The 7345-nt window shown below is 64.1% G+C and carries 8 protein-coding genes and 2 pseudogenes; 6 read left to right on the top strand and 4 right to left on the bottom strand.

The annotated features are described in order from the left end of the window. The first annotated feature begins 872 nt into the window (after nt 1-872). On the top strand, nt 873-1748 hold the full coding sequence (locus VVT58_RS24260) for a replication initiation protein (RefSeq protein ID WP_327753220.1): 876 nt from the start codon (nt 873-875) through the stop codon (nt 1746-1748). A gap of 55 nt (nt 1749-1803) precedes the next feature. On the opposite strand, the gene VVT58_RS24255 is transcribed toward VVT58_RS24260, so the two are convergent. From VVT58_RS24255 to VVT58_RS24245, 3 genes are all read right to left on the bottom strand, one after another. Further along, nucleotides 1804-2082, bottom strand: coding sequence for a hypothetical protein (locus VVT58_RS24255; protein WP_327753219.1), 279 nt, complete (start codon nt 2080-2082; stop codon nt 1804-1806). 17 nt (nt 2083-2099) lie between these two features. Then, on the bottom strand, nt 2100-2741 hold the full coding sequence (locus tag VVT58_RS24250; RefSeq protein WP_327753218.1) for an AAA family ATPase: 642 nt from the start codon (nt 2739-2741) through the stop codon (nt 2100-2102). Nucleotides 2742-2815: 74 nt separating this feature from the next. Continuing rightward, entirely contained in the window at nt 2816-3448 is a 633-nt protein-coding gene (locus VVT58_RS24245; protein WP_327753217.1) for a transcription elongation protein SprT, read from the bottom strand. A 414-nt stretch (nt 3449-3862) separates the two neighbouring features. On the opposite strand from VVT58_RS24245, the gene VVT58_RS24240 reads away from it, so the two are divergent. Both VVT58_RS24240 and VVT58_RS24235 read left to right on the top strand, forming a co-directional pair. After that, nucleotides 3863-4129, top strand: coding sequence for a type II toxin-antitoxin system RelB/DinJ family antitoxin (locus VVT58_RS24240; RefSeq protein WP_327753216.1), 267 nt, complete (start codon nt 3863-3865; stop codon nt 4127-4129). Then, a complete protein-coding gene (locus VVT58_RS24235; protein ID WP_327753215.1) occupies nt 4116-4397 on the top strand; it encodes a type II toxin-antitoxin system YafQ family toxin in 282 nt (93 codons plus the stop codon). Before VVT58_RS24240 ends, VVT58_RS24235 begins: the two co-directional genes overlap by 14 nt. A 77-nt stretch (nt 4398-4474) precedes the next feature. On the opposite strand, the pseudogene VVT58_RS24230 reads toward VVT58_RS24235, so the two are convergent. Next, nucleotides 4475-4777 (bottom strand): annotated as a pseudogene (locus VVT58_RS24230) (recombinase family protein); the annotation flags it as partial. A gap of 1 nt (nt 4778) precedes the next feature. On the opposite strand from VVT58_RS24230, the pseudogene VVT58_RS24225 reads away from it, so the two are divergent. The 3 genes and pseudogenes from VVT58_RS24225 to VVT58_RS24215 form a co-directional block, all read left to right on the top strand. After that, nucleotides 4779-5027, top strand: a pseudogene (locus VVT58_RS24225) (AAA family ATPase); the annotation flags it as partial. Between the two features lie 162 nt (nt 5028-5189). After that, nucleotides 5190-5585 (top strand): hypothetical protein, encoded by a 396-nt coding sequence (locus VVT58_RS24220; protein ID WP_327753212.1) that lies wholly within the window; start codon nt 5190-5192, stop codon nt 5583-5585. 406 nt (nt 5586-5991) lie between these two features. Then, nucleotides 5992-7235, top strand: a protein-coding gene (locus VVT58_RS24215) for an IS3 family transposase (RefSeq protein WP_156028974.1) whose coding sequence is annotated in 2 segments (ribosomal slippage) — nt 5992-6330 and nt 6333-7235 — 1242 coding nt in all. Because the reading frame shifts where the segments join, the coding sequence is not laid out codon by codon here. Nucleotides 7236-7345: the final 110 nt, after the last annotated feature.

Here is a 7345-nt window from a genome sequence, read left to right as displayed (position 1 = left end):
GCGCGGGAAAGGTGAGTTTTGGGGTATGGGCTCACCGTTAGGGATCACCGCCCCCGGCCTGGCCGCGCTTGCCGGTGGGTGAAACCCCGATAGCCGAAGCGTAAGGCGACGATTGCAGGGACGCCCATAGAAGGCGCTGGGCGCTGCCTGAACCTCGTCGAACGTCTCGAAACGGGCTCAGCGGCCCGGAAATCGCTCCTGTGGCGACATTTCCGCGTGCTCTGCCCTCTCGATCGATGCGCTGCGCTCTCCGCATGGCTTTCTGGAAAGCCAATTTGACGGTGTGGCTGGGCGATGTCGTTGAAGGCGATGTGCTGCGGTTGAGCAAGGCTTTCAAAAAGACTCGTCGGCCTAGCCGACACATTTGCATCCGGGGATGCCGGGTGGGAGGATCGCGGAGCGATCCGGGGGCGGCCGAAGGCCGCGAGCCGGCGGGGGCGAAGCCCCCAAGAGGCGGTGTTGTTCGTTTTCATCTTCGTGCTACGTTGCCATTAAGGATGCCGCAGCCGGGTTATCCACAGGCAGCGCTACTCCAAAACTCACCGTTGCGCTTCTGATTCAAAGATTCTTCTTAGATTCAAGATTCAGGCGTGCGCAAACCCGCAGAAAACCAAGGAAAATGACCTCGAAAAGTGAGTGTTGGGGTCGAGTCGCGTGAGTTTTGGGGTAGGCAAAAGTGAGTTTTGGGGTTGGTTACGGTGAGTGTCGGGGCAGAGTCGGGTGAGCTTTGGGGTATCCCCTCTCCGATCGGTGAGTTTTGGGGTAGCCGGGCCAAGACGGACCAACGGCGAGCCGGAGGATTTGCATAACTCACCGTTCGCCGTTAGGGTGAGCCGGTGAAAGAGTCCCGCTCACCGTTGGAATAGCGTCGCATGACAGAGCCCGTGCCGATCGACACCGCCCGAACATTGACCCAGCGCGGGCGCGGTAATCCGTTCGATCCGGCCAATTACGGGGAAATCGTCAAGCCCGGCGAGCTGGTCGATATTGTCGAGCTGTCCCCCCTCACCTTGGCCGATCGCCGCATCTACAATCTGCTAATCGCCAATGCCTGGGATCGGATCGGCGAGCCGGTCATCCACCGCATCGCCAAATCCGCACTCAAGGGCACGCACCAAGGCAATGAGCGCATCGAAAGCTCGCTGCTGCGCCTAATGGGCACGATCGCGATCGTCACCATCCGCAAGGGCGGCAAGAGCTTCAAGCGCCGTGTCCAGCTCCTCGGACCCAGCGATGAAAGCCTCGAAAAGGACGGCTTCCTTCATTATCGCATCCCCGAGGAGCTGATCGAGATACTGCGCAACAGCGAGGTCTATGCCCGCCTCAAGACGCAGGTGATGTATTGCTTCGAGTCGAAATACGCGCTGTGCCTCTATGAAATGATCGAGCGCCGCATCGGTCTCGAATATAAGCAATCCGAAGAGTTCACCGTCGCCGAGCTGCGCGGTCTGCTCAACGTGCCGGACGATAAGCTGAAACGCTTCGCCGATCTCAACAAATACTGCCTCAAGGTCGCGCAGGAAGAAATCAACAAGCTCTGTCCCTTCTATGTCGAGTTCACCCCGATCAAGAAGGGCCGCAAGGTCGAGCGCGTGTCGATGATGTGGCTCCCGAAAACATCGAGCGGGCGACGCGACGCGCAAAACCTCATCGACCAGCACAGCATCGTCCGCCGCGCCAAGCTGCGCGGCGGCATTCCCGAAATGCCGGTGCTGGTGGATTTCACCCTGCCCGCCGCCGAACGGTGAGCCCCTACCCCAAAACTCACCGTTGGCGCGCTAGAGCCGCCTAACGCCGCCGGCCTTACCCCTCGCCAGCGTCCAGCGCGCGGCTGACGGTGAACTGAATCCACGCGCTGCGGCTGATCCCGCGCCGCTTGGCGGCTGTATCGACCTTGGCGAGCAAGGCCCGATCGAAGCGCAGCATCACCGGCGACTTGCGCGGCTCGCCCCCCTCCCCCGGCTCCTCGGCCGCAGCGATCGGCGCGGCCTCGGGCTTGGCAGCGCCGGCAATGAAGGCATCGGCCGCCGCGTCGTCCACCGGGGGCTTGGGCTTGCTGTTCGGTTTACGAGCGATAGCCATCGACATGCACTCCGCTATTATCGTGATATACAAACGGCAGCGATCAGCGCTGTCAGTTCGTCGATCGCCTTGGGGTCGCGCGGGCTCTGCTCTAGAACCGCCCTGCCCTCGGCCGCCGCGTTCGGGAACGCCTTGCGGCGCACGATCGACGTGGGCAGCACCTCGATCCCCTCAATGTCGCCGATCATCTCCAGGGCGGCCTCATTGTCGGCCCCTTGCGCGTCCGCGCCGTTCAGGATCGCGACGGCGCGCAAGCCCTCGTTGATCTCGCGCGCCTCGGCGACCAGCGCCGACACCTGATCGAGCGCCCACACGTCGAAGCTGCGCGGCTGCACGGGGACCAGCAGCGTGTCGGCGACGGTGAGCGCGGCGCGCAGCGAGCCGGTGTCGCGCCCGCCGACGTCGATGATGATGTCGTCATATTTGCCGGCGAGCTGGCGAACCTGGCTGCGCAGCGCAGCGCCGGTCAGCGCCACGGCGGTATAGCCGGCTTCGCCCAAGCGTTCGGCGCGGAGCTGGGTGAAGGTGAGGGCGGTGCCCTGCTCGTCGCCATCGACCAGCAACAGGTCGCGGCCGGCGAGCGCCAGCGCGACCGCGAGATTGACGGCGAGCGTGGTCTTGCCGACGCCGCCCTTGGTGTTTCCGACTGCCAATATCATAGCGCCCTCGCTTCGCTGCCTTCTATTAATCGCTTCCGTATGATCTGTCCATCATTGTGATATACAGATGATGCTCACTCGTCCGGCTCGGGATCGTCCTCGTCGAGCAGGTCGTGCTGCATCGGCCCATGCCCCTCGATCGGGCAGAGCGGCGCGCCGGCCTGTTCCAGCCATTTGCGCGCGGTCCTCAACGTGTAGCCGCACGTCGCGCACTCGCATTTGAGCAGCCGCGTGGTCTGCTTCTTGGGCGCGGTCGTCTCACCGGCGGTGTCGAGCCGGGCATGGGGGAGGGGGCCTGCCGCATCGAGGATCGGTGCCACGCTCGCCAGGAACGCCTCGCCCGGCGTGGTGGCCGTCATCTTACCGACCAGCCCCAATCCCAACGCGACCCGTTTAAATAGCTTCCCATGCCCGGCGGGGATGCCGGCAGCGGCGTGGACCAGCTCGTGCGCGAGGATCGCCGCGATCTGCGCCGGCATCGCGTCGGGCGCGTGGGCCAGGTCCGGCCGGATGAAGATTTCAAAATGGCCGTCGCCGCTCAGCCGGTTATCCCAGCACTCGCCGATCGCCTTGCCCTTCGCGCCCCGACTGGTGAAGCCGATCGCGACCCGCACGCGCGCGGGCAAGGGGGCGTCCAGCGCCTCGAACAGCGGAGCCATGCCCAGCGCAACCCGGTTGAGCCAGCTTTCGCGGTTGTCGTCGGTCATCGCATTTGCTCCTTCAAATCGCCCACGGGGCGATGGCCTCGCCATCGCTCCCGAGTTCGCGCGGAGCAGCGGAGGAGAGGGGGGCAGCGAGAATCTGCCGGGTGGTGCGGGCGCAGCGAGGCGCAGCCGAGTGAGCCACGGCCGGCTGATTGTCGTTGCTGGGGGGAGGGGGCGGCGTCCCCCTTCACCCGCCAACAATGGATCTTCGCCGGCGACGCCGGCGGCGACAGGGCAGGGGGCTCGCCCCCGGCCCTTACGCGAGGATCGTCACGCGGATGCGCCGAGACGCCGGCACGGCGGCTCGGTCGGAGCCGTCAGGCGGAGATAGAGTCGTGCCCGTAGGGTCGCGCCCAACCTTGCATTTTAACCCGATGTGACTACAATGAGACTACGTTATTTAGCAGGATTCGGAAAATGGCTGTCAGCGATACCTATGTCCGCGCGCGGATCGACAATGCGACCAAGGAGCGCGCCACCGCCGCGCTGAGCGCGATGGGGCTGTCGATCTCGGATGCGATCCGACTGCTGATGCTTCGCGTCGCCGACGAAAGCCGCCTGCCGTTCGAGGTCAAGGTGCCCAACGCCGCGACGCGCGAAGCCATCGCCGAGCTGGCGGCGGGGAAGGGCGCGAGGTTCACCAGCGTCGATGCGCTGATGGCGGACCTTCATGCGGACGATTGAGCGATCGACCCGGTTCAAGCGCGACTACAAACGAGAAGCGAAGGGCCGGCATCGGGCGACGCTCGATGCCGATCTTCAACCTGTCCTAATCGCGCTGGCGACGGACACACCGCTCGATCCGCGCTACCGCGACCATGATCTGAGCGGCGATTGGGCGGGCTATCGCGATTGCCACATCAAACCTGACCTGGTGCTGATCTACGCGAAGCCCGACGACGCCACGCTGCGCCTCGCGCGTCTCGGCTCGCATAGCGAGGTATTCGGCTAGGTAGCTTGCCGCTATTGTGATGCAAGCGGTGAGCTATCGCTTGTATTTCACTCCGAAACTAGACAGGCGATCGTCGCTCATTGGCCCTGTAGCCGCGAAATCGTCGCCTGGCTGACGTTGAACAGCGCCGCAACCGATCGCTGCGTGTCGCCGGCGTCGAGCTTGCGCCGCGCCTCGGCCTGCTGGTGCGGGGTGAGGGCGCTCTTGCGGCCGAACTTGACCCCGCGCGCCTTGGCCTGGGCGCGGCCCGCGCCGGTACGCTCGGCGATCCGCTGGCGCTCCCAGCTCGCCGCGACGCCGAGCACCGCGATCACGACCTCGGCGAGCTGCGAAGTCGTGTCCAGCATCGGCTCCGCGATCGAGCGGAAGCCCGCGCCGGACGTCGAGCTGCTGATCGTGGACGAGGCTGAGCGGCTGACCACGACGGCACTGGAATGGCTGCGCGACCTGTTCGACCGCCGGGGGATCGGCCTGATCCTGATCGGCATGCCAGGAATCGACAAGCGGATGGCGCGCTATCCGCAACTCTTCAGCCGCGTAGGCTTCGCCCATCACTACCGGCCTTTGCACGACCAGGAACTGACGTTCGTGCTGACGAGGCGCTGGCGCGACCTTGGGCTGTCACTAGACGGCCCCTGTGCATTATTCGGACACAGATTCACGGTAGCGTCCTGATGTCGTAGACGCGGGAGCAGTCGGTCGGGAAGCGCCCTCATTGCGGTCGTATCAGGCGTGGCTTGACGTTCCCATAAGCCGTCATAGGTTGTCGGCCTCAGGGCGGTGGGGTTGTGAATGCTGCAATGGGCGATGATCGCGGTTGGTATCGCTTCGACATCCTACGCCGATATGGCGCGGAGTGAGGGCAAGCCGGCATATGTGATTGCTTATAGCGCGCTCGACGACTGCCTTATTGCGGCCGCTGAGCGGCTTCGCGCGAACCGGCTCCCTTTTGTTGATCGCTACGTGGAGTTTTTCACTTCTTGCCAAGAAGAGCGGAAGGCGGCGCTGAGCCTCTGGCTCAAGATGGCCGATAGCTCCGGTCAGTTCAGTAATGCCCGGGAGCGCTTTACGCGGATCGAAGGGATCAACGATCGCTTAAATCAACGGTATCTGATATGGGCCGCCCGCGTTTTGGACCCGGCACCGCCCCTGCCAGATGTCGGCAATCCTGTTATCAAGGTTCCTTGAGATGCAATGCGCGTTAGGCGGCGCGACATCGGATGGCATAGCCCTCACCATGGACGTTGCGTGCGGTGATCGAATGTCCCGAAAGGCGCCGATCGAGTCCGTGCCCTGGCCCGGTGGGCTTTGCATAAGTGCCACGATGAAAATCGCGTTGATGTCGGTTCTAATGGCGCCCGTACTGGTGCTCGACGGTTGTAGCAACGGTCCGCCAACGGCCCCAAGGAGCTACACTATGACCGTCGAGGCGCCGCAGGCGTGTTTGGCTCGAATAACATCCGCGCTCGATGGTATCTGGATCGGGGCGCTCCAGGCGCCGACATGGACCGCCAAAACAGGAGTCCTGACGTTCGGGTGAAGCAGCCCCCAAAATGACCGGACAGTTCCTCACACTTATGTAAGAGTGAGGCATATGACCGACAGTAATCCCAGTAGCTATGTGCATGCGGAGGTTCTCGGAGGGGTTCAGCGCCGTAGGCGCTGGACCCCGGAAGAGAAGCTCCGCATGGTCGAAGAGACCTTCCTGCCCGGCAACAGCGTGTCGCGTGTGGCGCGCATGCACGGGGTAGCGCCCAACCAACTGTTTGGCTGGCGCCGGCAGGCGGCGAGCGGCGCCCTGACCGCCACCCGCGCAGGCGGCGAGGTGGTTCCGGCCAGCGAGTATCGCGCGCTGGAGAACCAGGTGCGCGAGCTGCAGCGCATGCTCGGCAAGAAGACCATGGAGAACGAGATCCTGCGCGAGGCGATCTCGCGCGTGGCAGGTCCCAAAAAAACGGCATTGCGCACAATCTCGTTGCCGGAGGGCGACCTGTGAGCGCGGTGGCGAACGCGCTCGGCGTCTCGCGGCAGCATCTCTCGTCGGCCAGACGCAAGGCCCCTGCGCGCCGCCGCGGCCGACCTCCGCTGCCCGAGGAAGAGCTCGTCGCGCGTATCCAGGCTCTGATCGCGGAACTGCCGACCTATGGCTACCGCCGGATCCATGCGCTCCTGCGGCGGCAGGCACGCAATGGCGGACCTTCTGCGCCGAATGCCAAGCGGGTCTACCGGGTGATGAAGGTGCATGGCCTGCTGCTCCAGCGCCATAGCGGCAAGGCAGACGATCGTCGTCACGACGGGCGCGTCGCGGTTGATACCCGCAACACCCGCTGGTGCTCCGACGGCTTCGAGATCGGCTGCGACAACGGCGAGAAGGTGCGCGTCGCCTTCTCCCTGGATTGCTGCGATCGCGAGGCAATGGGCTTCGTGGCCACCACCGCAGGCATATCCGCCGAGGACGTGCGCGATCTGATGACCGCCACCGTCGAGCACCGCTTCGGCCGCGTGAACCGCTTGCCTTCCACCATCGAATGGCTGACAGATAACGGCAGCTGCTACACCGCCAAGGAGACTCGCCGCTTCGCACGCGAGATCAACCTCAGACCCCGGACAACACCCATCGAAAGCCCGCAATCCAACGGCATGGCAGAGGCGTTCGTGCGGACCATGAAGCGAGACTACGTCCGCGTCGCCGAAAAGCCCAACGCCAAGGCCGTGATCAGCCAGCTACCAAGCTGGTTCCACCACTACAACAACGTCCACCCGCATCGCGCCCTTGGCTATCTCGCCCCGCGCGAATACATCACACGTTCAACCAGTGAGGAACTGTCCGGGAATTAAGGGGCAACGACATCGGGCCAATCGTCTCCCCGAGGCTGAACCAAGCGCGATCGATCATTTTATCGAGCCGATGTGGGGCTACGGCATATTTCCGCGAAGTCAGATAGCGC

Source organism: Sphingobium sp. SJ10-10 (assembly GCF_036038995.2).
In the GTDB taxonomy this organism is placed as follows: Bacteria; Pseudomonadota; Alphaproteobacteria; order Sphingomonadales; family Sphingomonadaceae; genus Sphingobium.
The sequence above is the reverse complement of the archived record's forward strand: the minus strand, read 5'-3'. Positions and strand labels throughout refer to the sequence as shown.